The organism is Burkholderia sp. AU39826 (assembly GCF_020419965.1).
GTDB lineage: Bacteria > Pseudomonadota > Gammaproteobacteria > Burkholderiales > Burkholderiaceae > Burkholderia > Burkholderia semiarida.
Window position 1 is genome coordinate 87800 of record NZ_JAIZQG010000016.1, and the last position, 25960, is coordinate 113759.

A 25960-nucleotide genomic window follows, 5' to 3' on the forward strand; every position below is an offset into this window, starting at 1 on the left:
CACGCTCAACCGCGAGCTGACCCACAAGCTGTTCTTCAAAATTGACTTACCGTGCGATGGGATGGCGATGCTGCCGCCGATGCGGCACGCACATTTCAGTTGATGGGGGCGTGAACCGAATCGTTCCGGCGGGCATGACGCTTGAACCGGGGCCGTCTGCCACGTCCAACCGCCATCGCGGCCGGGCAAGCGGCATCAGCCAATGAGTCCGAGATTGACGACATACTCGTACAGTTCGGCATCGCTTTTGAGGCCGAGCTTGCGCTTTGCCGATGTCTTGGCCCAGCTGACGGTCTTGATGGTCCGATGCAGTATCTGGCCGACTTCCGTCGGCGATTTGCCGCTGGCAAGAAGGCGCAGCACCTCCAACTCGCGGGGCGTCAAATTCGCCGCCCGCTGGCTTTCCATCTCGGTCAGTCCGAGTTTCGTCAATTCGCGCTGCAGTCTGGCACTGATGTAGATCGCACCTCGCAGCGCAGTGCGAACGGCAGCGAACAGTTCGCTTTTTTCCGCGCCCTTTTCCACGATGCCCAGTACGCCTTCGTTCAACATTGCACGCAACAAACCGGCATTCGCCATATTCGTGAGCACGATGACGGGTAAGGCGCCGTGATCCCGTCGAAGGGTCGACAGCATTGCAAGTCCATCGGCGCGTCCGGTGTTGGGCATCGAGAAATCCGTGATGACGATATCGCAGGCGACGTGAGCCAGGATGGACATCAACTCGCTCGAGTCGCGCGCCTCTCCCACGACCTCCATGCCATTCTGCTCAATCAGAAGACGGCAACCGAGCAACATGATGGGATGGTCGTCTGCGAGCACAACGCGCCAAGCCATTTCAGAATCCCCAAAATTAATTTCGGCAAAGTTTAGCAAGTGATAGACCGCTTATGCTCATCAAAGAATAAAACCAGAATGCGCCTACGTGCCTGGATTGAAAATAAGCATTGGCTGATGTGTAAAATGGACGATTTGCCTTATAGTCTTATCTGGATTTCTCAGGTTTTTATTCGTCTTATACTGGTAAATTTTTTTGGGCGGTTTTTTGGTGAGTATAGTGGTAATTAGAATGCTGATCGTTACGGCTCTTTTTTGGGGTGTTTCGGTACCGGGCAACGTTGTAAGTGGCATCGAGGATGAAGCCGAGTAGATACAAGAAGTCGGATGCAAGGAGGAGGAATGAGAAGCGCTTGGGTGGACGGTAAGGCAGTGATCGTGGAGGTGGATTCCAGTGATTACCGACATATCGAGTCGGCGGCGCGGAAGCTCGGGTATACAGTGCAGGAATTTCTGCTGCTGAGTGCGTCTCTGATTGCTGCCGTCGTGCATGGAGAGGGCGCCGCTCAGGATTGAAGCGGTCCGGCGTAATCGGCGGATCCGGGTATCGTGCGGACCACACTGGAGTGACGTCGCAGCATGGATTCCGCATCGGATGACATGGCACGTCTTCACGTTACGGACGGTGTCGACCAGGGCGGACATCCTGCCGAGCTTGGGAGTCAAAGCCCCCAATTCAGTTACAAAACTTCCGGAGATTGATCGCTGCGTTGATAGGAAAAAGAGGCTTCCTTGCCTTTCGACGTTGGAAGAGTGATCGCAACCACCGGAACTACAATTCCATATTCCTGATAGAAGGTTTTTTGATCGATTTTGGCATTGGTTAGGGCCTGGTTGTCGCCGGCTATGTAGAAAAACGAATGAATCGGAAGTTTTTTACCATTGTTTTGCTTCCATGTAGCCACGCGCAACTCGTTTTGGATGTCCCACCATGGCGAAAGCATCTTTTTCCTCGCCAGAATGCTTTGATAAAAATGATCTGCGGTGCCAGAGTGTCCTTTGGTGACATCCCAGCCGCATTGATCGCTGTATTTTATCTTTAGCGAATCAAAATGTTTTATCCACTTTTGAGCATCTGTGATTCCCTGATCGATGCAGGGACGGCTCTCGGCAGGGTAATTGGCGGACGCGCCGCAACCATTCCCAGGGCGCTGGTCGGTGCCGCCATCCATTGAATACGCACAGAGAACCATGATGCTGTCTTTGCCTTGAAGCGTGCTATATCCTGGGTATAGTATGAATCCATTCTTATAACCGAAAACAAGCTTTGAAAAATTACTGTCGGCTCTGATCCACGAGAAAGAGACGCCGCCACTCGCTTGTGAGGCCGGGCTTGGGTTCCATGGCCGGAATGCGGGACTTTCCACGGTGGCGCGCAACATGACTCCGCTACACAGGAAAGCTGGCCGATACTGGCCGCCGCAGCTTTTGGGAGTTTTGTAATACCAATCGTATAGCTGGCTGATCGCAATAGGTCCGACGTAGTCGATAACTTTTGCTTCCGCCTGAGCGGCGATGTTTTGCGCAGCCGCGGTTTGGTTGAGAAAAATGATTGCTATTGAAGATAAGAAAAGTTTGAATAAATGATTCATGGTGATGTTGTTGGTGGAAATTGGCTGGCGGCACCCTTGTTGCGATTTTTAATCGCCATTTTTCTGTTCGATAAAATCCTCCGTATCGTTCGGGTGTTTCAGGAGTTGTCGTGTCGACTCTCGCCCTGCGGCGCTGACGGCAAACCACGGGGCGCGCGTTGCACAACGCTTGGAAAGAGAGATCGGCGTGCATGCCCGTGAGCATCGATCTTCCACGATGCCTCGGTTACCAACCGCCGAAACACCGACATTCGGTGCTCCAAGGATGCTATGCATCGAATCCGTCGTTACGCGGCGCGGAGGGGCAACGCCAACTGGATATATGCAACCGCACGACCGGGACGATAAGCGTGTTCGTTTCGAAACGCTGCTAGATAATTCTGGAACTGGGGAAATTTCCGAAATTACAACAGCACGCCGACTATGTATTGAGGCAGCTCTCCAGATGCCGGTATTCTGTTGCCAATGCAACCGATTTTAAAATTCTGGAGAATTGTTTTGATGGTTGTTGGTTTTTGTTGTAACTATTGGAATTGATTAGTATGCGACGTAAATTTGTTTCAGGCACGGTGTTGCATGTGGGTGCGCGCGAGCTGTATAAGGTTTCCGTCGTTCTCGCGACGGTCGCTGGCGGCGGGTGTGGCGTCCTGTTCTCTTCTGCCGCGTATGCGCACAATCCATATATTGGATATGAAACCCCGGTGGCCAGCAACTGCATCAATAGCGGCGTGCTATTTGAAAATTGCGCTAGATGGGATAATTCAAATTATAGGGGTGTGCGTGGGGCTCATTTTTCCCAGATGGCGGGCCGGTATTTCTCTTATCTTACCTCCGGAAATGGGGCCGACACATATTTGTGGTCGGGAGTATGGGCGGGAAGTAGATCGACCGGGCTGTTTTATGGTAACGATCCATTCAAGGCGAATCGGATAATTGTTGATTCCGAAGGAGCGACCATTGTCGGCAATCGGCTTGTGTTGTCGTCCCAGGAGGGAATCAGCGTTTCGGGTTCTAGAGTCTCCAACGTCAGGAACGGCGGCCGCGCCGGTGATGCAGTCAACGTCAACCAGCTTTCGAGGGTGGCGAACGTGCTTGGCGTGAACATCGATACCAACGGCCACGTATCGGCGCCGACATATCAAGTGGGCGGCAAATCATTCGACAACGTCGAGGATGCAATCGCGGCGGCGGCCGATAGCGGTACGGATCCGAATGCGGTCGCTTACGACGATTCCGCAAAGCGTTCGATCACGCTTGGCGTGAAGGGCACGACACTGAAGAACGTGGCGGCCGGCACGGTCAGCGCGACGAGTATGGAAGCAATAAACGGTTCGCAATTGCACCGTGCGTCACAGAGTGTCGCGACGGCGCTGGGGGGCGGTTCGACGGTGGACACGGCAGGTAACGTGACGGCGCCCAAGTATCGCGTCGGTGACAAAACCTACGGTAACGTCGGCGATGCGATTGCGGCAGCCGCGGATAGTGGCGGCGGTAGGGATTCAAACGCGGTGGCGTACGACGACGCCGCCGGCAGCACGATAACGCTGCGTGGCGAGAATGGCACGACGTTGAAGAACGTCGCGGCAGGCAGCGCGGATACCGATGCGGTCAATGTGGGGCAATTGACTGCCGCTACGCAGCCGATACGGGATGAGCTGGCTGACGTCAGCCTCGCGATGAAGTCTATCCAAATCAAGCCGCAAGGTGTCGACGCGATTGCGACGGGAACGAATGCCGTTGCAGTAGGCGCCGGTGCAAATGCGATAGCGAACGGTTCGATCGCTTTGGGTGCTGGTTCGCGCGTGACCGGACTCAATTCGGTCGCGATCGGTATCAACTCGGTCGCAATGGAAGCTAATCAAGTGTCGATTGGCGACGTTGGGCGCGAGCGCCGCATTTCGAACTTGGCGGCGGGTACGAAAGGTACCGACGCAGTCAACTTGAATCAGCTGACTGACGCGATCGGGAAGGTGTCGAGCCGTACCGACAAGCTCTCGTCCGATCTGGCGTCGCGGCGCAGCTTGCTGGCTGCCAATCCCTCTGCCATCGACGAGCAACGTTTGTCGAATTTCGTACGGATTGACGGCCAGGGCGCTGACGGCAGCCTGCCGAACGCGGCGAGTATCGCCGACGGCGATCCGGCGAGTACGACCTCAGCTGCAATCGGTGTCGGGTCAGTTGCGTCGGGCGCAGACACGATTGCCATTGGCATGCGTACCATCGCGAACTCGGACAACTCCGTGGCGATCGGCAATATGGCGCAAACCGGCGCCGAGCAGCCGTACTCGGTGGCGATCGGCTCGCATGTGACCACGAATGGAGCCAGTGCACTTGCAATCGGTTCGCAGGCGAGGGCGAACGGCGAGAACGCGATCGCTATCGGTAATAACAACGTGCACGCGATCGGGAAGAGTTCGATTGCGATCGGCAGTGGCGCAGAGACCGTGGTGGGCGCGACGAATGGCATTGCGCTGGGCACGGGGGCGAGCGTTGCCCGCAATGTGACCGACGCAATGGCGCTCGGCGCGAAAGCCTTGGTGGAAAAAAGCGCGGACGGCGCCGTGGCACTGGGGGCGGGTTCCCGGGCGAGTCGAACAAATACCGTTTCAGTGGGCAATGCAGGAAGCGAGCGCCAGATCGTGAACGTTGCGGCGGGTACGCAAGGTACCGACGCGGTGAACGTGGCGCAGTTGCACGGCGCGGCTGCGAGTCTTGCGAACGCGATCGGCGGCGACACGACGGTCGATGGAAGCGGCCACGTCGCCATTCATTCGATTGAAGTGCACGGTCACAAGTACGCGACGGTATCGGCGGCGGTGCAGGCGGCTGCGGCGTATGGCGCCACGGATTCGCTGGCGCTGCGCTACGATCTCGACTCGCACGGCAATCCGAACTATGGCTCGGTGACGCTGGGCGGTCCGTCGGCAGCGCCGGTGATGCTGACCAACGTTGCCGATGGCAAGAGCCGATACGACGCGGTGAACTATGGCCAGTTGTCCTCGCTGCAAAGCGACTTCGAAAACCGAATGGGCACGATGGATGATCGCGTCAGCAAGATCGAAACCGATGCAGGCGACTCGCGCGATGATAGCCGGGTCATGACGATGGCCAATCTGCGCCGGGACGTTAGCGATGTCGGGACTGGCTCAGGCTCCGTTATCAACAGCGATGCCGGCGACACCACGGCAATCGGCGCGAATTCGGCGCAGCAAGCGTCGGGCGCGACAGCGATGGGCGCCCGGGCGGATGCGCGTGCAATCAATAGCACTGCGATCGGGCAAGCTGCATTGGCTCATGGCGAGAACAGCACCGTGGTCGGCCAGGGCGCGACGGCTTGGGGCAATAACAGCGTTGCGATTGGTGCGGGTTCCGTGGCTGACGCGGACAACGCCGTCTCATTCGGCAACAGCGCCACGGGCATGACGCGCACGCTGACCAACGTGTCGGCCGGTGTCGCACCGACGGATGCCGTCAACGTCCAGCAGCTCAACGAATCGGTGGGCGGCTTGCGATCGCAGATCGAACACGATCGTGCGGATGCAAATGGGGGCACCGCGTCAGCCGTGGCCATTGCGTCGCTGCCGCAAGCGCCGGCGCCTGGAAAGAGCGTCGTCGCAGTGGGAGGCGGCACGTACGCCGGCCAGTCTGCTCTTGCGGTGGGTCTGTCCACCTACGCCGGGCGCTGGATCATCAAGGCTTCCGGCTCGACGAACACACGAGGAACCGTGGCGGGCGGTGTCGGCGCTGGTTTCGTGTGGTGAGCAACCGGAATGACGCCGTGAACTGCGTTGCGGGTGGCGCTTAGGACGCACCTCATTGCCAGGGCTGGTCCTGTCGGCAGTACGCGCCAGGACCAGCAGACGTGGAGCGACGAGATAGAGGTTACCGACGAGCCGCCGGCCTTGGGCAAATATGCTCAGTGACGGCGGCGCCGAACGAGCGTTGGGACTTCAACGATCAATCGCCTGCGAGTACTGACGATATCCGCCGCGACCACCTGGAAATTCTACAGAGCGGCTCATGACAGGCCGCGGGCGGTTACCGTGCGCCGAAGCCGTCACAAGCGAGAATCGCGGAAACGCATTATTCACTCCCATAAGCAATGCCGCCATCGGGCTGCCCATCTCGTCGGGAAAATTAACGGTGCCATGGCGCCTGTTCGGCATCGCTTCTGATTATTCGCCATTTCCGCATATCCATGTCGAGGAGCGCCCATTCCATTAGCGACCGGGCCAGATGGTGGAGCTCGCCCGCTCAATCATGTTAAAGCAAGTGTGTCGATGATGAAAAATCGGCATGTTTCGTGAATTTTATACATTTTAATAAAAGTGGAAAAATGAAATTAAAATCGTTTTTTATCTTGACGGCAATGGTGTTTTTCCTCGCTGGGATCTCACCCGCCCATGCATACTCTGGCGAAAGTGGCGCGGTTGCGCTTGTCGGAGTCGCTGGCAACAAGGTCGCACAACAGCTCACGGACAATTACAATAATCTGGCTTCCGATTGTGGTAGTGCGACAAACCCGCCGTTCCGCTGTTCCGGGGTAATGCTTCGCGGGACCATGCATTCGTCTCAGTACCACTCATGGAACCCGAGTCCTGCTTCCGTTTCGAGTGGAGGCGTCTCCTTCTCCTATCTGCGAAAAGATTCGAAGTTCAGAAAACTGGCTTATGGGTATGGTAATGGCTTAATTTTCGTTCCGTATAGATATAATATAAAGCCAAATGTCGTCGAGCCTGAAGTTCTATGCTCATTCCCGATCGACGCCAACACTGAAAATCGAGTGGACAAAGGATGCGGTGCGGATAACTCATTTCCGACTGACAGCGGTCCATGTCAGGCGCGAGGCATTTCAACTGCTTCGGAATGGCTTTCACACTACCGCAGCACAAGTGGCAATAAGCACGCACACCAATGTGGCTTCGACGTACATCACGGCGCCCCGTCGACCTCTGCGATTTTCAAAACCAGCATTGAGGCAATGGCGTTGATCGGCGAAGAATCCATGCACGAGCAAAATGAGCTGCGTTTAGCTACATGGGAGCAAGATATCCCTGAGAAGCTGCCAATCATGGCATTTTTCTATCTTGCAGGTCACACAAATGGACTCAAAGGCGCCCAAGGTGACCAAGTGGATTACCAGCAAGCCTCGAAGCGCATCGTACCCATCATCCGGATAACGCTTCCGTCATCGCGGTCAGACGAGGCTACATTCGTCTATGACAAAAATGATCAGATGGTCGTGCCTCCGCAAATTGCGAATCCGCGGGTTGATCCGATGCTGCTGGTTCCACCGATTCCTCCCACGTGAGGTCATGCCGTGAAGAAGAGCAAGTTCACCGAAGAGCAGATCGCATACGTATTGAAGCAGGCCGAGTTGGGCAAGGGTTTAGGCGGGGTAAGCCTAAGTACGGTGTGGGTGCGCCTCTGCACGCGCAATTTACGTGTTGTGCGCGGTAACCCGATCCTCGGGAGTGCTCTTGGCACGTACTCGTGCTGGTAGCAGTGGTGGAAGGCTATTTTTGCGCCGAAGCCAATTACAACGATGCGCGTTGGCGTCCATCCGGCGCTCGTTTCGGCGGCGCTGGGGGCGGTTGACCTGCCCCCGGTTTTAGTCCGAACTGCAGTTAGAGTCCGAGGTTAAAAACTGCTGCTTTGCATCGTGCGCACGCGAGAACGCAGATGTGGCGGATAAACCGCCGGACTAGCATTCCAATCCATGATGAGTGAAGGCTAGTTCTTTTGGCGGAAATTTCCACAATATTTGTCACCCAAAGCGTCGCGTGCCTCGTGCGTGAAGGGCCGCGCGAGATGCGACGGCAGCGCGTCGCTGAACAGCCGGCTGCCGAGCGCATAGAGCGGGTGGTCGAACACGTTCTTCACGAACAGCACGGTGCGCTCGGCCGGCACGCCGTCCGGCAGCGCGTCGACGTAGAGCCGCCAGTTGCTTTGCAGCGGCGACGGAAACACGCGGCGCAGCGGGCCGGCGAGACGCGGGCCGAAGTGGCGATGCCGGTAGGTGAGCGTCGTGAACAGCGTGCGGCCGCCTCGGCTCGCGAGTGTGATGCCGCGCGGCACGAGATGCTCGACGGCCGCGACGTCGACGACCCACGTGCAATACACGACATGCTCGACGTCGCTCGCGAGCTGCAGGAACGGCAGCCGCGACAGCAGCGCGCGGCGTGCGCGCAGCAAGGGACGGCTCGCGACGATCCGGTTGGCGAGTCGCCCGGCGAGGCCGGTGGACGGGTAAATGAAGGCGTTGTCGTTGCGCATGGGCGGCATTGTGCCGGGGTTGTCGCATGCCCGGAAGAGGCGGCGAAGCTTTAGACGAACGGCGCGCGTATTTTGCCATCGGCGCGCCGCGGGCTGCCGCTTGTGCAATGGATTCCGACGGCCGAGCCCGACGCATGACGTACGCGCGCAAAGGCCCGCCGTTCGCGCGTCAGTACCCCGACCCGCCGCCGCCCTGGTCGGTCACGATTGCCACGCCCGAACTCGTGCCGAGCCGCGTCGCGCCGGCTTCGAGCATCGCCAGCGCGGCCGCGCGATCGCGCACGCCGCCCGACGCCTTCACGCCGAGCGTCGGCCCGACGGTGCGGCGCATCAGCGCGACATCGGCGAGCGTCGCGCCGCCGTGGCCGAACCCGGTCGACGTCTTCACGAACGCGACGCCGAGATCGCGGCACATCTCGCACACGCGCACCTTCTCGTCGTCGGTCAGCAGCCCCGTTTCGAGGATCACCTTCAGCGGCACCGTGCCGCACGCGCGATGCACGGCGTCGATGTCGACCTTCACGTCGTCGGCGCGGCCGCTTTTCAGCGCGCCGATGTTGATCACCATGTCGATCTCGCCGGCGCCCGCCGCGATCGCGGCGGTGGCTTCGAACGCCTTCGCGGCGGACAACCCCGCGCCGAGCGGAAAGCCGACCACGGCGCAGACGAGCACGCCGGTTTCAGCCAGCTCGCGCGCGGCGAGCGGCACGTTCGCCGAATTCACGCAGACCGAGTAAAAACGATGCTCGGCCGCCTGGCGGCAGAGTTCGCGGATCTGCGCGTCGCTCGCGTCGGGCGCGAGCAGCGTGTGATCGATGGTTTGGGCGAGCTGGGCGTTGGAAAGCGGCATGTGTCAGGACTCCACGGATCGTGTGCGAAAAGGGCACACGGAAAGTTGATGTTTTCACATCGGTTTGTTACAAATACGACATTCCGGCCGGGCCCGCGCGCCCGGCACGACGAACGACTCACGCGGCGGGCACGCAGGATACCGGCATGGAAACAAAGAAGGGCGAACGGATCAAGACCTTGATGAACGTGCTGCAAGGGCAGAACGCGATTCATCTGAGGGAAGTCGCCGAACTGTTCGGCGTGTCCGAAATGACGATCCGCCGCGATCTCGCGGACAACCCGCACGGCTTGAGCCTGATCGGCGGCTACGTGACGCGCCATTTCGCAGCGCAGCGCAGCGACATCGGCGAATACCTGATCAGCGCCGAGAACAACCGGCAGACGGAGGAAAAGCGCCGCATCGGCAAGCTCGCCGCGCAATTCGTGACGACCGGCGACACGATCTTCGTCGACTGCGGGTCGACCACGCCGTTCATCGTCGACTTCATTCCGGACGACCTCGAATTCACCGCGGTGTGCAATTCGCTGAACGTGTTCGCGAAGCTGCAGCAGAAGCCGCATTGCAACGTGATCCTGTGCGGCGGCGCGTATCACCGCCAGAACATGGTGTTCGAATCGGTCGCCGAAACGGGCATCCTCGATTCGGTGCGCGTGTCGAAGGCGTTCATTTCGGCGGCCGGCGTGAGCGAGCGCTGCGGCGTCACGTGCTTCAACTTCCACGAAGTCGACGCGAAGAAGAAAGTGATGGCGCGCGCGCAGAACCGCTTTCTGCTGGTCGATCACACGAAATTCGACGAAGTGCGCGCGGCCTATTTCGCCGAACTGACCGATTTCAACTACGTGATCTCGGACGGGCAGCTGAGCCGTCGCTACGAAACGGCGATCCGCGAGCACGGGATCGCGCTCGTGACCTGATGCGGCGCGGGCGGGCGGCGCGCCATGCAGCGCACTTCTCGTCGCGCCTCTCATCGCGCCTCTCATCGCATCACGCATCGCGGGCTTCCGCCGGGCCGAGGTAGCCCGTCAGCACTTCGAAGCGGCGCGATGCGCCCGCCGCCAGCGCCGCGACGTGGCCCTTGCGGCGTTCGGCTTCGTAACCCTCCGGCTCGCAGGTCGACGGCAGCGCGAACGCAGCGACCTGCTGGTCCGCGTTGTGCAGGATCCAGCGCGTCGCATGCGGAAATTGCTCGGGGCGGTATGAGGTATGGAACGCGCCGCCGTCCGGATGCACGAGCCGGAAATGCGCGACGCCGTCGGCGTCCGTTTCAACGTCGTTCATGAAGAACACGATTTCGGGGTCGTACAGCGCGGGCGCATCGAGCGTCGCGAGCCGCGCCGGATCGCGCGCGAGCGTGGCCGTGTAGTCGCGCCACGCGGCGGTCGGCTTCACGTGGGCCGGCACGCTGTCGCGCAGCCGCAGCCCGCCTGGACGCAACGCTTGCACGAAGCGCCCGCCCGGCACGTACGCGTAGTTCAGGTGGGCCATGTACATCAGGTCCATCGGCGTGCCGCCGAGGTTCGTCACGTCCATCGCGATCGTCATCCGCGCATCGTGCTCGGCCAGCCGCACCGACGGACGCGCGACGTAGTGGCTGCCGAAGCCCTGCACGTATTCGTATTCGCCGGTCACTTCGACCGTCGCGCCGCGCGCATCGGAGCCGACAACGAGGCTCGCGCGGTCCATCGGCGCGCACGGCATCTCGCCGTGCAGCGCATGCGTGTCGTCCGGCCCCGGGCAGCCGTTGCGCAGCAGCCCGCTGTGGAACATGAAGCAGCCGTAGGTATCGATGATCGACGTCGCGCGCTTCGGCTGCCGGAACATGTGCTTCATCGTCAGGTCGCGGCCGTCGAATTCGGCGGCCCAGATCATCTGGCCGAGATACGGCAGCACGACGAGGTGCCCGCGGCGGTTGTCGAGCTTCAGCGCCTCGACGCCGGACGGATACGCGAACGCGGTGACGGTGAGGCCGTCGGTGCGGTACAGCGTGCGCGGCGCTTCGCGGAAGTCGTCTCGCCGCAGTTCGATCTCGCCCCGCATGGTCACGCTCCCGACGTGTTGCGCGTCGCGGCGTAGCGCGCGGGCGCATGGCCGTCGGCCGCCGCGTCGGGCGTGGCTGCCGGCAGGTGGCGCAGGCAGTAGAAGCCGTAGTAGACGATCACGACGAAGCATGCGAGCGGCACGACGAACGCGAGCTGCATGTTGCCGCCGGTGTGATCGGAGATCAGCCCCTGGATCAGCGGCACGACCGCGCCGCCGACGATGCTCATCACGAGGATCGAGCCGCCGTATTCGGTGTCCTTGCCGAGGCCGTCGATCGTCAGTCCGTAGATCGTCGGCCAGCACGGGCCGAGGAACATGCTCACGCACACGGCCGCATACACGGCGGTGATGTCGTGCACGCCGATCGTGTACGCGAGCAGCGCGATGCACAGGATGCCGTAGACGATCAGCACCTTGGCCGGGCCGACGCGTTTCATCACGAGCGTCGCGACCAGCTTGCCGACGAAGAACGCGAAGAACGTCGCGAGCAGGTAGCGCGATGCGCCGCGCTCGGTGAGGCCGCCGATCTGCATCGCGAGCCGGATCGTGAAGCTCCACACGCCGACCTGCGCGCCGACATACAGGAATTGCGCGACCACGCCCGCGACGAAGCGCCGGTTGCCGAACAGGCGCGCGAGCGTGCCGCGCGCGTCGATCCGGTGCGTGACCGCGCCCGCGCCGTGGCCCTTGCACGCCGGGTACGGCGTGAGCGCGAACACGATGAACACGGCGACGAGCACGACGATCAGCCACTTGTACGGTTCGAGCGTGGCCTGGATCATCGCGAGCTGGTGCCTGTGCGCGTCGGCGGCCGACATCGCCGCGAGTTGCGCATGCGACGCGTCGCCTTCCTTGAAGATCAGGAAGCTGCCCATGTAGACGCCGGCCATCGCGCCGAACGGATAGAACGTCTGCGAGATGTTCAGGCGCCGCGTGCTGGTGTCGCGCGGGCCCATCAGCGTCGAATACGAATTCGATGCCGTTTCGAGAAACGACAGGCCCGCGGCGATCACGAACAGCGCGACGAGGAACATCCCGTACTTCGCCATCGACGCGGCAGGAAAGAACAGCAGGCAGCCGGTCGTGTAGAGCAGCAGGCCGACGAGGATCGTCGTCTTGTAGCTGAACTTCTTCACGACGGTCGCGGCCGGAATCGCGAGGAAGAAGTAGCCGAGATAGAACGCGGACTGCACGAACGCCGATTCGAAATCGGACAGGAAGAACGATTTCTTGAACTGCGCGATCAGCACGTCGTTCAGGTTCGCGGCGGTGCCCCACAGCGCGAACAGGCAGCACAGCAGCGTGAACGCGAAAAGCGGCGTGCGGTTCAGGTAATAGCCGTCGGGGGCGTGTTCGATCCGGGCTCGGCTCATGGGTGTCTCCTTCCCAATGTCTCGTCGATGAAGGCGCCGGTCAGAGGCCGGCGTCGCGGAGGAAGCGTTCGAACGTCGCGGCGTCGGCGTACGACTTCTGCGTGCCGAGGCCCGTGACCGAATGCGCGGCGTACGCGGACGCGTGGCGCATCGCGTCGAGCGCGTCGCGCGACGCGGCATAGCAGCGCGCGAAGCAGCCGATATACGCATCGCCGGCGCCCGTCGTGTCGCGCGCGTCGACCGGGACGCCCGGCACGTGCCGCGCGCCGTCGCGCGACACCAGCAGCGAGCCGTTGCTGCCGAGCGTGACGAGCACGTGCTTGAGCCCGCGCGCGACCAGCGCTTCGGCGGCACGGGTGGCGCGCTCGCGCGAATCGACCGGCATGCCCGACACGATCGCGAGCTCGGTTTCGTTCGGCACGAAGAATTCGACGGAACGGATGCGTTCGAAATCGAGGTCGGCGACGGCGGGCGCGGGGTTCAGCAACACCGGAATGCCGTGCCGCGCGCCGAATTCGATTGCGTAATAGACGGTGTCGAGCTCGATTTCGAGCTGAAGCACGATCAGCGCGCATTCGGCGAGCATCGGCGCGGCCGCGTCGATGTCGGCCGGCCGCAGGTGGCGGTTCGCGCCCTTGACGATCAGGATGCTGTTGCTCGAATCGGGCTCGACGAAGATCGGCGCGACGCCGCTCGACACGCCGGCGACCTTGCGCACGTGCGTGGTGTCGATGCCTTCGCGCTCGAAGTTGCGGATCGTGTTGTCGGCGAACACGTCGTCGCCGACCTTCGTGACCATCACGACGCGCGCACCGAGCCGCGCGGCCGCGACGGCCTGGTTCGCGCCCTTGCCGCCGCAGCCGAGTTCGAAGTTCGGCGCCTCGAGCGTTTCGCCCCGAACGGGCATGCGCGAGACATAGGTCACGAGGTCGACCATGTTGCTGCCGATGACGGCGATTGTCTCCATCTGTTGTCTCTTCCTTGGTATAGGGGGGCGACCGCGCGCGTGGTCGGCGGTTCGCCAAATATGATAATAAAATCACATTAAGTGTGAAAACGCAATCCTGTGATGTTAGCGGGGTCACTTTTGGGTCGACGGGCAGGCGGGTGGAAACCCCATCCTGGTGTCGGCATACGAATAAGGTCGCACTTGGATGAAGGGAGGCAATGTGCAAAAAGACCTAGGCCGGAAATCCACTCAGTGCGAGCAGGGTATCGAACCGGTGATCACCATGCGCAGTACCGGACATGGCAGTGGCCCTGGCAAATAGCGCTGGGTCGTTGAACGCACGCATGCTTGGCTGCATCGCTTCCGTCGCCTCCGTATTCGTTTCGAGCGACGTACGGACGTTCACGGCGCGTTCCTCAAACTCGGTCGCTGCCTGATCTGCTGGAATACCCTCCGGCGCGTCGAGCCGTCTTGATGAAACCGTCTCTCAGGAACCGAGCGGATTACAGATCCGCTGGATAGGCAAGCGGCGAAGTGCGCCAGCATTACAGTGACGAGTTGGACGCCACAACATACGCGCTGCGAGCCGCCTCCCGCAGCGCGAGCCACGCGACCCGGTTTTCGCTTTCCGGGAGACGCGCTGCATGGCACAAGATGCGGCGGCTTCGTTGCGCCTGGTGGCACATTTCTTCGCGCCAGTACCTGACGATGCGCACGACCTCATTACTGTAGCGTCTTTAGACCGCGATGCCTACGGAGGCCAATGCCATGAGACCAAAGGTTTCGAACTCCCCCAGCATTTCGAGGGAAGCAGATACAACGCCGGAAAATTTGTCGCCATCGTCTTCAGTTGCTTCGCAACCGCGAGCCGTGTTTCGGCCAGCAGGGATGCCGGGGAATTTCCAGTCGCGAGCAAATACCCGATCCGAGAACACGGCGTCCATAGGTTCCGGCTCCATTCGGCAGTCGGGCAATTTCATAAACCTTTCCCGTACGCCCCGCAGGCCCTCTGTATTCTCAGGGACCGGAACAGGCACGCTTGGTGAACATGCTACCCAACCGGTGCCAGCGCGGCCTCAGCGCCTCGCCGGGTCGCAGCGGGGAGTTCGCACGGTTGATTACGACTTTGCGAGGAAAGGGCCATCTCGGGAGGCAATCGCCTACCGTCCTGTTGGTGGCCTCGATGCGAAGGTCCTGCTCGAACAGCGCAAGCGGCAACAGCTCTATTTGCAACATACCGCCAGATATTCACGCGCGGACGTGCTGGACCTTGCGACCGCCAACGTGCTTGCAGGGAAAAAGGGGCATCCGAGGGCGCTCGCCTTTCTGGATCCGGAGGGCAAGACAGATGTGTCGCTGTTTTTGCTTGGCCGGTATGTGGACGCGCTCGACAAATGCACGCTGCGCTCGAGGGACGGCCGGCACGAGCCTCTGCAAGACCCGCAGGTCGAGCAGCGCGTAGAGGATGTGGCGCACTACTTGGTCAAGGCGGAGTGGTTGAATGGTGGGTCCGTCTATCACCTGGCCCACTTGTCGAACCGGCTGAGCAAGTTCGAACGTCTTCCCGCAGCTCTGGGTGCAATCGAGAAAATCGCTCGCGAGGTGATGGGACGTGGGGGAGACGCGGACTTTAGGGATCTAAAGGTGACGGCACTTCTGCTCAACGCGTTTTCGAAGCTCCCGAGCGAACCGCGTAATGCGGCGCTATCCCATGTCGCAAATGTTCTGCTGGAAGACGGGGACTGCCTCGCCAGACTGGAAGGACAGGGCCTCAGTATGGCACTCAATGCATTTTCGCAAAGTGCTGATGTCTCCCAATGTGCGCAAGCGGCAGCGAATCTTGCTCAGCGTCTCGCGAGCACGCCGACGTTGGCGACGACGCTGGACGCGCAAGGCGTAAGCAACGTGCTCGGCGCGCTTGCCAAGTGGCCGGGAGATCCTTTGTGCGCGGCGGCAACCGAAAATGTCGCCGCACGCTTGAACAACAGCAGTACGATCCTTGCCGATCTGTCGCCGCAGGGTGTTAGCAACGCCCTCGCGTCGCTGGCGCGAGACGGACTCAAAGACCCATCGCAAACGGGGTTACGGCTTCTCGTCGAGCGTCTGCAAAACGAGTCCGCACTGCGCAGTCAGCTGAGCGCACAGGAAGTCGCCAGCGTACTTAATATCGTCAGCAAATGGCCTTCGGCGCGCCCCTGTATCGAAGTCGCGCAAGCGCTTACTGATCGCCTCAAAAACGAGCCGGCATTGCGGGAAAAGCTGCAAGAGCAGTCCCTTGCGAATGCGTTGACCGCCCTATCGAAATGGCCGGAGCAGGCTGTCTGCAAGGCGGTCGCGAGCACGCTTGCTGAGCGTATCGTTTCTGAACGCGACCTTCAGGTCGGCTTCAATGAACAGGAGATCAGCAACGTATTAGGCGCGCTGTCGAAATGGCCGGATTTGCCCTATTGCAAGGAAGCCGCGCTCACGCTCATTCCGCGCATCGCGACCGATCCGAGCGTCGTACGCTCTTTCAACCAGCAGGAGGCGGTTCAAACGCTCAATGCATTGCGGACGTGGGCGAAGCACCCCGGATGTATGCAGGCGGCTCGCGCACTGGCGGGCGTTCTCGTGCCGAGTGAAAACGATCAAGGTCCGTTAGCCCGTCGCCTCACTGGGGGCCACGTCAGTTTGACAGCGAATGCGCTCAGTTATTGGCCGGAAGACGACCAGTGCCGCGATGCGGCACTTACTCTGATTCGTCGCTTGCGTGCAGAAGGCGACCTGGTGAAGCACCCGTTGGATTCCCTCAATGCGCTATCTGCAATGGCGCGGCTTGCACATGTCCTGGAATTCCCCGACGGGGCCCGCGAGATCGCCCAACGCTTGCGCAGTGACGAGGAGGCAATCGCTACTGCCGGTGCACAGGAAATTTCAGGCATGCTCGTCGCGCTGTGCAAATTCCCGCAGTACGACTCCTGTACAGAACTTGCTGCCGCATTAGCCGCGCGCGTCGTCGGCGATGCAGAGTTACGCAAAAGCTTTTCTGCTCATCAAATGAGTGGGACGCTGAACGCGCTCAGCAAGATGCCGGATCTTCCAGGTAGTGCAGAAGCTGCTCGGGAGTTGGCAAGGCAACTTGATCAAGACAGGTCCAAGCTCAACGCGATGAACAGCGAGGACGTCAGCAACACGCTTAACGCCTTGTCTCATTGGACCGCCGAGCCGGCCGCCCTAAAGGTCGCCGGTGCGCTTGGTCAGCGGATCCATGAGGACGATGGTCTTTGCGCGACGTTCAACGATCAGGGACTGTCGAACACGCTCGTCGCACTGAGTAAATGGCCTGACGATGAGCAGTGTGTTGCAGGTGGACGGGCGCTTGCCGAGGCGCTCATCGAGCGCCGTGCTGAATTTGCCTATCCGGAGAAATTTGAAGCGCGTTCGCTTGCCACGATCGCCAACGCGTTGAGTCGCTGGCCTCGTGAGCCGGCATGCACCACCGCTCTGCAGGCCATCGCCGAAACGCTATCCGAGGGCAAGCGGCAATGGAGCGAGTTCAACATGGTGTCGCTCGCGCAACTCGCGAATGCGATGTCACGCCTCCATTCGGCGGACGATAGTGCCGACGACCTACAAGCTCTTTCGCAGACATGTCTGCACATGCTTGCGGCCCATCTCGACACGCACAAGAGCGAGCTGCTCGGAACAGCTTCCGCCAAACATATCGGCGTTATCTTCAAGGCGCTAGGTTCGGCCAACATGCAGAAGGCGATGAAGCCGCTCGTCCCGACTGCCCTTGGACGCGTCCATGCGTTGATCGACACGGACGCCCTGCGCGGCGAAAACCTGGAGTCGCTGGGAACACTGTGCATGGGCCTCGTGCCGGTACAGCGAAGCCCGGAACTCGTGCGTCATCGCAAAGCCGCACTAAAGCTGATGGATCGGCTAAAGCCGATTGCGGATCGCAAGATTCAATTGTTGTTGGATCAGGCAGATTCCACACCCGGAAATAGTCGAGAGGATCAGTCTGCTACTGGCGAGCCGGCAGAACAGTTCGATACGCGTCGCCCCGCCCTGACTTTCGTGCACATCCTGAAGTCGTTTGCGATCACGCAAAGCTTGTGGAAAACGCGCTGGGTAGACGCGCCACGTACCGAGGTGGCACAGCAGCGTGCGCAGCTAAAAGGTTGGGTCGAAAGCCTGCTCGAGCGCACGCGCGACACGGTCACCACCGATCTGCAGGAGATGAGTTGGAATCTCATTGCGCAGATCGAAGTCGGCGACGACATTCTCAATGCGCTGGATGTTCGTATGCGCAGAGATGAAGCTTTGTTGACGGCAAAGAGCAAACCCATTCCGCTCGACCTCGATAAGCTGCAGGCGAGCATGAAGACGAAGCCAGGCACGCTGCGTCCGGTTCGGCCAGGAGAAGGATCGCCGCACTACACGCTCATTGATATGACCGGCAAGACGTTGAGAAGCGACGAGTCCGAAGGTGGGCCCCAGTATTCCTTCTATTCACGCTTGACGGGCCAGCCTGTGACAGAAGTCAAGCTACCTGGTCCCTTGAGCCCCTTCATGCTGGCGCGCACGATCAACCACAACGGCGAGCAGTGGCGCTTCGATATGTTCGGTGGCAGCCATTTGAAGGTGCCGAGTATGCGTCCGCAAGCCATCCTGGCGGGTTCAAAGCGTGGATACGGCCGGCTTCCGGCGATTCGGTACTCGGACAGCGCGCCGACGAGCCCATTTATGAAGCTGGTCTCAAAGCTGGGGCCGCAGCGAGAGGATTGGTCGCGAATTCAGCGCTCTCTACTCGAGATCGTGCCCGCCGACCACGCCGTGGAAGGGACGGTGAGGATTGGCTGGTTCCCGGACGTGCCCGGACCGGAACATCCGTTCAAGCCGGTGGATCCCGCCTCCGGCAAGGAAATAAAGCTATGTCCGAACGACGGTTGCGGGTTCTTGCGCTACGAGGCCGCCATGCAGATTCCGGTCGTGGCTGAGCTCATCAATGCGTGGACCGCCTGTCGAGATGGCCACGCCGACCAAGCACAGCGCAAGCTAATCGAGTCGTTCAAGCAAGAGCCCAGTTACATGGCTCCCCAGGCGCTACAGCATTTCCCTCGCGACGAAGCAGCGGTCAAGGAGGCGAGCGATCTTATCGAGGAAAAGCTGAATGAACTGGTCAAGGCAACGACGGTTGTCGGCAAGGCACCGGGGCTCGACGCGCGCCGGTCTGGTCCTCTGGATCCGGACAACGTCACAAAGCTCGAGCAGTATCGATTGCTCGTCAACGGCGGCTACGAAGGGCGCAAGATCCGGGCGGTGCCGTCTGCCGACGACAACCTCCACCTACCCAGGCAAAAGGGCGAGACGTTCGACAAAAAGGGCGGTGCCGTCCTGCTGGGGAAGCCGCCGTACGACAAGGAAAACTTGTTGCCTATTGAGGAAGACCGTGTGAAGACGATAGGGTCTGGCGATGTCACGGCGAAGTTCCTGAGTAACGACTGCTTTGCGATCCAATATAGTTATGCGGGCTTCGATGACGCCAAGCAGTCGGATGCAGACATTCTCCATAGCAAAGGGATGCTGATTATTCCGCCGAAAGGATCCTGGCCAGAGGCGTACCAGCACCTTGATCTAGCATGTTCCACGGAAGACATGAAGACGCTGTCTACTTGGACGGAATCTCGAAACCGCGCGCAATCGCCCACGTCGATGACGACAACGGGCAGCCTTCGTGTGAAGGATCTGCTGTTGCCTGGCGAACTAGGCGCGGTGCCGATCAGAGAGTTGCGCAAGCGGGACATGGACACCGATGGAGATGACGCATATGTATTTGCCGGTTATCCCAAACTCACCGAACACATCGCGAGAGTTGTAACGGATCGCGCAAGTCGCAAGGGCGTACATCGCTCGTTTAAGCCGCCGAAGACGGCACAGACGGCCTTTGATTCGGATCGTCACTACCACGCGGGGCGTGCGCGAAACATCATCGACGCCCAACAGGGAGATGCGCTCGTAGGCAAGGCCAGCATGGCGGCCGTCCGCTTTATGGCGCAACCTGAGGCATTGCGTCACAAAATGGCGGAGGACTGGATGTTCGGTACCTATGACGGTGTCGATCGCGATCTTCGCAATACGTTGCAGGATCTGATTTCGGACAGCAGCCCGAATCGCGCGATGCTCGACGAGCAGTTCGAGGCGGCGCAGCAGGCCGTCGAGGCGGCTCATCATCCTGTCGCCAAGGAGGTCGCTGAACTATTGCACGGGGCCATCGCCGATTGGCGGCGGACGCTGGACGGCGAGAAGGCAACGCCAGCCGTTTCGACCGGTGCTGAACTTCAAAAGCGGTTTCCGGAGTTGGCGGAGAGCTACGGCAAGGCCCACGCGCCCGTCGATCGAATCGCCGCAATCCTCGATCACTATCCCGTGTGTCGCCTGCCGGCATCGAAATTCCCGCAAGGGCAACCTGGCTATGTGAAAGGAGAAGTCGAACTGACGGCGCGCAATCTGCTGACGCTGGCAGTCAAAGTGGGTACTGATGCGCTCAAGTCGAACACCGGGACGGAGACCTTCATGTCGGTCATGGCGTTGTTCGAACGTGTCGAGAAGCAATACGACGAACGTGTCAGGACGGTTCCCTACGGAAAAGAGACAGCGCGCCTGTTGCGAGATGACCGCTTCGATGCCGATAGCGCGTTGGAACAATTGCGTAAGATGCCTTCCATGGCTGCAGCCGTCATGGAAACCTCGATCGAGCAGCAGCAGCGCTTCGGTCTGTTGGCGCGATCGCTCACTCCGCGTGAGCGCATCGCGCAAACTGCGTCACAGGCGGAGATCGAGGCGGAAGCAAAGCGCATCCGAGCGACCGCTGCGCATGTCGAGAAAGTCGCGACGCCTTTAGTGACCAATGTCGTGGGCAAGATCGAGGGCGGCAGTTTGAAGAATATGGACCATCGGATCAAATCCGTAGGTTCGCTGCAGGAGAAGTTGAGGCGCTTCATCGGTGTGCGCAAGCTATCGCTCGCTGACGCGAGCGCCGGCGTGAACGACGCCGTGCGATATTCCGTGGTGCTGGATTCGGCTACGTTTGCCAAATCGTATGACCTGGCGATCGCTGAGCTGGCGAAGAGCGGAATGGAGCGCGTGAAGGTGGTCAACCATTTCAGAAAGCCGTCGGAGGCATTCAACGCAGTGTCGGTCACCTGCGAACTGAACGTGCCAAACGATCAAGGTAATGAAGAACGCCGACTCGTCGAGATTCAATTCCATACCGCTGAAAGCTTTGAGCTCAAGGAAGCCAACCACGACCAGTACAAGTTATCACATGCGCTTGAGCTGGAAGGCCGGCACGAGGACCGAGCGAAGTTGCTCGAGGGTACCCTTGAGAAGACGAAGGCGATGCCAAAGCCGGAAGGATGGCTCGAGATCGATGACTGGACTCGAGAGGTGGCCCGTCCAAAGGATATCAAGCCGAAGGCGCCGCGTTTGAGTGGAATGGTTGCGTGGGGGCCGGCGAATCAGAGAGCTGTGGCGTTGGCGAGCTCGGCCTTGCAACTGGAGAAGGTGTGCACACCGACTGTCGAGAAATTGATAAAAGGCGTCGGCGGCGAATGGGCCGAGGGGGAAAAATGGCGTGCGTCATTGCTGAAGAAGGAGGCATCCATCGCGCGCAAAATCGACGTGATTAGACGCGAGCGGGGCCTGACTTTGGACGAAGCGGCCCAGCACGTGCGCGACGCGCTTCGCTATACGGTGAAACTGAAACCCGAGTCGTTTACTGCGTCCGCAAAGCGATTACTCGAGGACTTCCCTAAGAACGGCTTTGAGGTGATGCGGGTTCGCAATGCTTTCGTGGAAGATGACGGTACATATCGCGGAATTAACGTCGGGCTGCGAACCGCTGACGGCAAAGATTTCGAGGTTCAACTCCATACCGGGAAAAGCTTTTACGCAAAGCAGAAGAACCACAAGCGTTACGAAAAATTGAGGTCGCTTAGCAGCACGATCGAGGCTGGCAGCGATCGGGCGGACGGCAATGATATCGACGTCTTCGACACGGAGCGCCATCGCTTGTCGAATTTAATGCGTTCGCAGACTGCGAGCGTCGAGATACCGGCTGGTATTGAGACAATCCAATCTTTCCGGCGCTACTAATTGACGTCGTATGAACCAACCCGGCTTTCGAGAAGGCCGGTTGGTTCAAATTCAGGCCGGTTGGCTTGATTCCGTGCGCTGAAAACGGCGCGACGGACGCGCATTATGTGCTCGCCGACCTACCGAACAAGATACTCGCGGCAGCGTATCAGATGGTCCTGCCGGATGCCGCCGCGCGTTCGTGAGCGCAGGCATTACCGTGGACGCGTTTGTCGAAATCGATCCGGGATTCGGGCGGTTCGGCTTCCTGCCGTCGCAATGGCAGGAAGCGTTTCGCACACTTGCCGCGCAGTCGGTCGTGCCGTTGAAAGGCATCTACACACATCCGAGCTCACCCGGCGACGATATCGTGACAGGCCGCCAGGCCGGCGTTTTCGACGCCGCGCTTGCCGATGCGCGAGCGGCCGGATTTGACGACGTAACCACGATGCTTGCAAGTTCGCAGGTGATGAACGCGCATCCGGAACTGAACTATCGAGCGGTCGATCCGGGATGTCTGCTGTACGGAGCACTCGATCGTGAATGGAGGGAGCGGGTGCCTTTGCGGCCGATGCTGCGAGCGATACGCGCGCGTGTCATTCATGTACAGCAGCATCCTGCCGGGTCCATGCTCGGCATCGGCTATGCGGCGCCCATTCGTCTTGAGCGGGCAATGCGTGTCGGCGTCGTTCCGATCGGCTTTTGCGATGGCCTTAATCATGTGCCTCCGCTCAGCCGCGTATTGGTCCGCGGCGTGCAGGCACAGGTGTTGGGGCGCCGTTCGTTGCAGCATACCGGCGGCTTCGTGCAAGCCGTGTTCGGGGCGCTCGCCGCCGTGCCGTAGCGCGATGTGTGCCCGCGCGTCGCAACGGTCGGCAGCGCGCTCAGCGATTCACGACCGAGTACACGAGCGTGCCGGAGAACATCAACAGCACGAGCGAGGCACCGCGCAGCAGCGTCGACGTGCGGGCGGCCCATGCGCGTTGCGAAGTGACGAGGCCGCCGAGGGACGACCAGCCCACGCCGATCGGCGCGAGCACGAGCAGAAATACGACGAGCGTCCATGCGAAATAGTGCGCCGACCGGAACGCCTCCAGCGGAAACAGCGTGCTCGAGAACAGCAGCGCCTTCGGATTCATCATCGTCGCGACGAACACGTCGCGAAAGCTCACCGGCGTGCTCGATACGTCCTGCAGCACGCGGCTGTGCGTCCACATCTTGAGCGCGAGGAAAAGGATGTAAACGGAACTCGCGAGCTTGACCACGTCATAAAGCCAGGGCCGGCCGGCAGCGAACGCGGCCAGGAAGAATCCCCACACGGAAATCGCGATCGCGTAGCCGAGCGCTTCGGCGATCACGAGCGGCCAGGTGCCGCGCAGGCCGACCTTCAACCCGGACGATAGCAGCAGCGTATTGGTCGGCCCCGGCACGATCAGCACCAGCGATACGTACATCGACATCTTCAGCAACGCTTCCTGGATGGGCATGCAGCCTCCTCGATTCGTCAGTGTCGCGGTTTGCGTCCGGTCCAGGCGAGGTGCACCAGTTGAACTGGCGGTGGCCCGGTACGCGCAACCGTTCGATCTGCTTACTCGGCGCTTCCTGTCCGATGACGTCTGGCGAGCATCGCTCGTGTTCGCCCGGACACATCATGACGAATTTCTGCGCAGCCGCGTTGAATTATTTTTGGGGTCGATATCAAGGCTGCCGAAATGAGAAAAGATCGTCATCTTTGTTTTGGTAATGGCGAAGGTTTTATTTCTTTCCTTTGAATTCGGTCGGCCATTTATCGTTTTTTTGTAAAACAAGGACATTTGATGATGGACATTGAATGAAAAAGTGAATTTATTCGTTCGATAAAATTGAATCGGTTGATGCGGGATATTTCGTCGAAATTCTTCGGGATTTAGAATTTCTCTGAACAACCCGGGATTGATATGAAATTTTTCGAGATAGGCCATCGTGAACGCTGCTATGGTGTGTCCCGGAGGTCAAGTGCACGGTGTGACAATCCTGACTGCAATTAGGGAAACTGATCAGATCCATGCGCTAATGGCGATCGACGTGTCGGCAAGCCAATTTGTCGGCGTGGAATCCATTGCGCGGTGTGCCGCCGCGTGAAATGGGGCTTCGCATTGTTGCCTGACTTCGCTGCGGTTCACGCGCCTTTTCGATGCCATTCGTCATGATGGACGAAACACGTCATGACGTATTGATGAACGATTTTCCGGTTCAACTCGACGAGGCGGCACTATCCATTCAGGTTTCAAATCCCATGGGAAGCGTGTCATGAGCAATCCGATCAGGAATATTGTCATCGTGGGCGGCGGCACGGCGGGCTGGATGTCCGCGTCGTACCTCGTCCGCGCGCTCCAGCAGCAGGCGAACATCACGCTCGTCGAATCCGCGGCGATTCCGCGGATCGGCGTGGGCGAGGCGACCATCCCGAGTTTGCAGAAGGTGTTCTTCGACTTCCTCGGGATACCGGAGCGGGAATGGATGCCGCAGGTGAACGGCGCGTTCAAGGCTGCCATCCGGTTCGTGAACTGGAGGAAGTCGCCCGACGGTTCGCGCAGCGACCACTTCTACCATTTGTTCGGCAACGTGCCGAACTGCGACGGCGTGCCGCTGACCCACTACTGGCTGCGCAAGCGCGAACAGGGCTTCCAGCAACCGATGGAGTACGCGTGCTACCCGCAGACGGAGGCGCTTGACGGCAAGCTCGCGCCGTGCCTGGCCGACGGCACCCGCCAGATGTCCCACGCGTGGCACTTCGACGCGCATCTCGTGGCCGACTTCCTGAAGCGCTGGGCCACCGAACGCGGGGTGAAGCGCGTGGTCGACGAGGTCGAGCAGGTTCACCTGGACGACCGCGGCTACATCTCCCGCTTGTCCACCAAGGAAGGGCGCACGCTCGAAGCCGACCTGTTCATCGACTGCTCGGGCATGCGCGGGCTCCTGATCAACCAGGCGCTGAAGGAGCCCTTCATCGACATGTCCGATCACCTGCTGTGCGACAGCGCGGTCGCCAGCGCCGTGCCCGCCGACGACGCGCGCGACGGGATCGAACCGTACACGTCGGCGATCGCGATGAACTCGGGGTGGACCTGGAAGATCCCGATGCTGGGCCGGTTCGGCAGCGGCTATGTATTCTCGAGCAAGTTCACGTCGCGCGACCAGGCCACCGCCGATTTCCTCGACCTCTGGGGGCTTTCGGACAAGCAGCCGCTCAACCAGATCAAGTTCCGGGTCGGGCGCAACCGGCGCGCGTGGGTCAACAACTGCGTTTCTGTGGGGCTGTCGTCGTGCTTTCTGGAGCCGCTGGAATCGACCGGCATCTACTTCATCTACGCGGCGCTGTACCAACTCGTGAAGCACTTCCCCGACACGTCGTTCGATCCGCGCTTGATCGACGCGTTCAACGCCGAAATCGTCTACATGTTCGACGACTGCCGCGATTTCGTGCAGGCGCACTATTTCACCACGTCGCGCGACGACACGCCGTTCTGGCGCGCGAACCGGCACGACCTGCGGCTGTCGGACGCGATCAAGGAGAAGGTCGAACGCTACAAGGCGGGGCTGCCGTTGACCACCACGTCGTTCGACGATTCCACGTACTACGACACCTTCGACTACGAATTCAAGAACTTCTGGTTGAACGGAAACTACTACTGCATTTTTGCCGGCCTGGGGCTGCTGCCCGACCGGTCGCTGCCGCTCTTGCGGCACCGGCCCGAGTCGATCGACAAGGCCGAGGCGATGTTCGCGCGGATCCGGCGCGAGGCCGAGCGTCTGCGCACGACGCTGCCGACGAACCATGATTACCTGCGCTCGCTGCGCGAGGGCGATGCGGGGCTGTCTCGCAGCCAGCCCGGGCCGACGCTCGCGACGCCGGAGATCCTGTAGTGGACCGCGCCCC

The 25960-nt window shown here is 60.3% G+C and carries 16 protein-coding genes and 1 pseudogene; 7 read left to right on the forward strand and 10 right to left on the reverse strand.

Annotated features, from left to right (window positions below):
* Window positions 1-195: 195 nt before the first annotated feature.
* Window positions 196-837: a response regulator transcription factor gene (locus LGM42_RS23930; RefSeq protein WP_050014196.1), complete on the reverse strand. Its 642-nt coding sequence runs from the start codon at window positions 835-837 to the stop codon at window positions 196-198.
* Window positions 838-1517: 680 nt separating this feature from the next.
* Window positions 1518-2429: an N-acyl homoserine lactonase gene (locus LGM42_RS23935; RefSeq protein ID WP_226233363.1), complete on the reverse strand. Its 912-nt coding sequence runs from the start codon at window positions 2427-2429 to the stop codon at window positions 1518-1520.
* A gap of 542 nt (window positions 2430-2971) precedes the next feature.
* Here LGM42_RS23935 and LGM42_RS23940 point away from each other — a divergent pair.
* Together LGM42_RS23940 and LGM42_RS23945 are read left to right on the forward strand one after the other, a co-directional pair.
* Window positions 2972-6190 carry a YadA family autotransporter adhesin gene (locus LGM42_RS23940; protein ID WP_226233365.1) on the forward strand — a complete coding sequence of 1073 codons (3219 nt, stop codon included), beginning with the start codon at window positions 2972-2974 and terminating at the stop codon, window positions 6188-6190.
* Between the two features lie 542 nt (window positions 6191-6732).
* Window positions 6733-7740: an N-acyl homoserine lactonase gene (locus LGM42_RS23945; RefSeq protein ID WP_226233367.1), complete on the forward strand. Its 1008-nt coding sequence runs from the start codon at window positions 6733-6735 to the stop codon at window positions 7738-7740.
* Window positions 7741-8162: 422 nt separating this feature from the next.
* Here LGM42_RS23945 and LGM42_RS23950 read toward each other — a convergent pair whose 3' ends face one another.
* The gene (locus tag LGM42_RS23950; protein ID WP_226233369.1) at window positions 8163-8705 is read right to left on the reverse strand and encodes a DUF2071 domain-containing protein; all 543 of its coding nucleotides are present in this window, start codon (window positions 8703-8705) and stop codon (window positions 8163-8165) included.
* 169 nt (window positions 8706-8874) lie between these two features.
* Window positions 8875-9555: a deoxyribose-phosphate aldolase gene (deoC, locus tag LGM42_RS23955; RefSeq protein WP_226233370.1), complete on the reverse strand. Its 681-nt coding sequence runs from the start codon at window positions 9553-9555 to the stop codon at window positions 8875-8877.
* A gap of 146 nt (window positions 9556-9701) precedes the next feature.
* Between deoC and deoR the strand changes: the two genes are divergently transcribed.
* Complete coding sequence (deoR, locus tag LGM42_RS23960; protein ID WP_012337409.1) at window positions 9702-10472, forward strand: DNA-binding transcriptional repressor DeoR; 771 nt, start codon at window positions 9702-9704, stop codon at window positions 10470-10472.
* Between the two features lie 70 nt (window positions 10473-10542).
* On the opposite strand, the gene LGM42_RS23965 is transcribed toward deoR, so the two are convergent.
* The 3 genes from LGM42_RS23965 to rbsK are packed head-to-tail and all read right to left on the reverse strand — an operon-like array spanning window position 10543 to window position 13938.
* Window positions 10543-11595: an aldose 1-epimerase family protein gene (locus tag LGM42_RS23965; RefSeq protein ID WP_089466055.1), complete on the reverse strand. Its 1053-nt coding sequence runs from the start codon at window positions 11593-11595 to the stop codon at window positions 10543-10545.
* A 2-nt stretch (window positions 11596-11597) separates the two neighbouring features.
* Entirely contained in the window at window positions 11598-12971 is a 1374-nt protein-coding gene (gene fucP, locus LGM42_RS23970; protein WP_226225862.1) for an L-fucose:H+ symporter permease, read from the reverse strand.
* Window positions 12972-13011: 40 nt separating this feature from the next.
* Window positions 13012-13938 carry a ribokinase gene (gene rbsK, locus LGM42_RS23975; RefSeq protein WP_060314402.1) on the reverse strand — a complete coding sequence of 309 codons (927 nt, stop codon included), beginning with the start codon at window positions 13936-13938 and terminating at the stop codon, window positions 13012-13014.
* A gap of 238 nt (window positions 13939-14176) precedes the next feature.
* Between rbsK and LGM42_RS23980 the strand changes: the two are divergent.
* Window positions 14177-14395 (forward strand): annotated as a pseudogene (locus tag LGM42_RS23980) (transposase); the annotation flags it as partial.
* A 262-nt stretch (window positions 14396-14657) separates the two neighbouring features.
* Here the strand turns inward: LGM42_RS23980 and LGM42_RS23985 are convergent.
* Window positions 14658-14900: a hypothetical protein gene (locus tag LGM42_RS23985; protein WP_124864160.1), complete on the reverse strand. Its 243-nt coding sequence runs from the start codon at window positions 14898-14900 to the stop codon at window positions 14658-14660.
* Window positions 14901-15180: 280 nt separating this feature from the next.
* On the opposite strand from LGM42_RS23985, the gene xopAD reads away from it, so the two are divergent.
* Together xopAD and LGM42_RS33265 are read left to right on the forward strand one after the other, a co-directional pair.
* Entirely contained in the window at window positions 15181-22062 is a 6882-nt protein-coding gene (gene xopAD / locus LGM42_RS23990) for a XopAD/skwp family type III secretion system effector (RefSeq protein ID WP_226233372.1), read from the forward strand.
* A 181-nt stretch (window positions 22063-22243) separates the two neighbouring features.
* Window positions 22244-22885 (forward strand): alanine racemase, encoded by a 642-nt coding sequence (locus LGM42_RS33265; RefSeq protein WP_226233374.1) that lies wholly within the window; start codon window positions 22244-22246, stop codon window positions 22883-22885.
* 40 nt (window positions 22886-22925) lie between these two features.
* Here LGM42_RS33265 and LGM42_RS24005 read toward each other — a convergent pair whose 3' ends face one another.
* Together LGM42_RS24005 and LGM42_RS24010 are read right to left on the reverse strand one after the other, a co-directional pair.
* Window positions 22926-23528, reverse strand: coding sequence for a LysE family translocator (locus LGM42_RS24005; RefSeq protein ID WP_059579025.1), 603 nt, complete (start codon window positions 23526-23528; stop codon window positions 22926-22928).
* 162 nt (window positions 23529-23690) lie between these two features.
* Window positions 23691-24002, reverse strand: a complete 312-nt coding sequence (locus LGM42_RS24010) for a hypothetical protein (protein ID WP_226233376.1) — start codon at window positions 24000-24002, stop codon at window positions 23691-23693.
* Window positions 24003-24330: 328 nt separating this feature from the next.
* On the opposite strand from LGM42_RS24010, the gene LGM42_RS24015 reads away from it, so the two are divergent.
* Window positions 24331-25947: a tryptophan halogenase family protein gene (locus LGM42_RS24015; RefSeq protein ID WP_226233378.1), complete on the forward strand. Its 1617-nt coding sequence runs from the start codon at window positions 24331-24333 to the stop codon at window positions 25945-25947.
* The last annotated feature ends 13 nt before the right edge of the window (window positions 25948-25960 follow it).